This window comes from Streptomyces swartbergensis, from assembly GCF_002148965.1.
Lineage (GTDB): Bacteria > Actinomycetota > Actinomycetes > Streptomycetales > Streptomycetaceae > Streptomyces > Streptomyces swartbergensis.
In genome coordinates this window covers 1-1,554 of sequence record NZ_NGFN01000679.1, presented here as the reverse complement: position 1 = coordinate 1,554, position 1,554 = coordinate 1, and the positions used below count along the sequence as shown (strand labels likewise).

At 73.5% G+C, this 1,554-nt stretch carries 2 protein-coding genes; one reads left to right on the top strand and one right to left on the bottom strand.

What is annotated here, in order from left to right:
- Positions 1 to 106: 106 nt before the first annotated feature.
- Positions 107 to 628 (bottom strand): hypothetical protein, encoded by a 522-nt coding sequence (locus tag CA983_RS43500; RefSeq protein WP_086606094.1) that lies wholly within the window; start codon positions 626 to 628, stop codon positions 107 to 109.
- Between the two features lie 271 nt (positions 629 to 899).
- Between CA983_RS43500 and CA983_RS43495 the strand changes: the two genes are divergently transcribed.
- Positions 900 to 1,517, top strand: a complete 618-nt coding sequence (locus tag CA983_RS43495; RefSeq protein ID WP_086606095.1) for an NADPH-dependent FMN reductase — start codon at positions 900 to 902, stop codon at positions 1,515 to 1,517.
- Positions 1,518 to 1,554: the final 37 nt, after the last annotated feature.

Below are 1,554 nucleotides of genomic sequence, written 5' to 3'. Positions count from 1 at the left end.
TCTCGGTCCAGGGACCGCCCCGTACCCCCCTCCGGGCCGCGAGGGGCGTCGGACCCGGAGGGGGAGGGGACATGCGGTACCGGCGACGGACAGCGGAGGGTGTCCGTCAGATCCCGTCGCCTCTCGCCCGGCGATGCAGGAGCCAGGTACCGCCCGCGGCGGCGACGGCGAGAGCCGCCACACCGGCCGCGGTCTGCACGGGATCGGGGCCCAGGGCACCGCCGACCCCCGTCTTCACACTCCCTCTGGGATGGACCTGCCGGCCCTCGGAGGTCAGCGTGACCACCAGGTCACCGGTGATCCGACGGCCGCTCCCGGTGCACGTCACCGTGATCTCGTACGTCCCCGGCTGCGCGCTCGGCGGCACCCTGAACCGCCCGGTCGCGTCCTGCTCGTCCGGGCCCGGCGCGAGGCTGAGGGAACCGGCCCCGACCGCGCCGGCGTCGCCCGTCGCCGTGCCGCCGTCGCCGCAGGCCGCCGTGCGCACCGTGACCTGTCCGCCCGGGACGACCGAGGACGGGTGCACCTCCACGTCACCGGCGGGCGCGCCGTACGCGGGGGCGGCGGCGAGAGCCGCGGCGGCGACGGCGAGCACGGTACCGGTCAGCGGCCGGGCGGTACGTCGCATCGGTGCTCCCTAGAGCTGTTCGTTCGTGCACCTGCCCTTCCGAGGTAACGGGCAGCGGGGCGACCGCGCCTTCTGAGGGAGCGTCAGAATTGGGGTGAATGGGTGTCAGGGTGAGGCGGGCAGGGTGCTCCGCGTGGGCGTTTGGGCAGGTCACGGGCGATCGGCGGGCAGGTCGTGGAAAAGCGCGGGGCGCGCGTGTGAACGGGTGACCCGGGTGCCGCACCCCTCGGGCCTTGACCTCAAGGAAGGTTGAGGTATGAGGCTGTGCCGCATGAACACAACCACTGCGAACGCACCCGCCCCTGCCCAGCCCGCGACCGAGCCCCTCCGGGTGACCCTCGTCGTCGGCAGCAACCGCCACGGCCGCTTCGGCCCGGTCGTCGCCGGCTGGCTCCTCGACCGCCTCCGGGACCGGGACGACCTGGTCGCCGAGGTCGTGGACGTCGCCGACGTCGATCTGCCGATGTCCTTCGAACCGACCCAGGAGGCGACCGCCGCGCTGTCCGGCGTCACCCCGAAGCTGGCCCGCGCTGACGCCTTCGTGGTCCTCACGCCCGAGTACAACCACTCCTTCCCGGCGGGCCTGAAGAACCTCGTCGACTGGCACTTCGGCGAGTGGCAGGCCAAGCCGGTCGCCCTCGTCTCCTACGGCGGACTGTCCGGCGGCCTGCGCGCATCGGAGCACCTCCGTCAGGTCTTCGCCGAGCTCCACGCCGTGACGGTCCGCGACACCGTCTCCTTCCACAACGCCGGCGCGTCCTTCGACGACGCGGGCACCCTGCACGACCCGTCCGGCCCGGACGCGGCGGCCAAGACCATGCTGGACCAACTGGTGTGGTGGGGCCGAGCGTTGCGCGAGGCCAGGGCGAAGACGCCGTACGCGGGCTGAGCCCCCGACTTCACCCCTGACTGCGGCCTCTCACCCC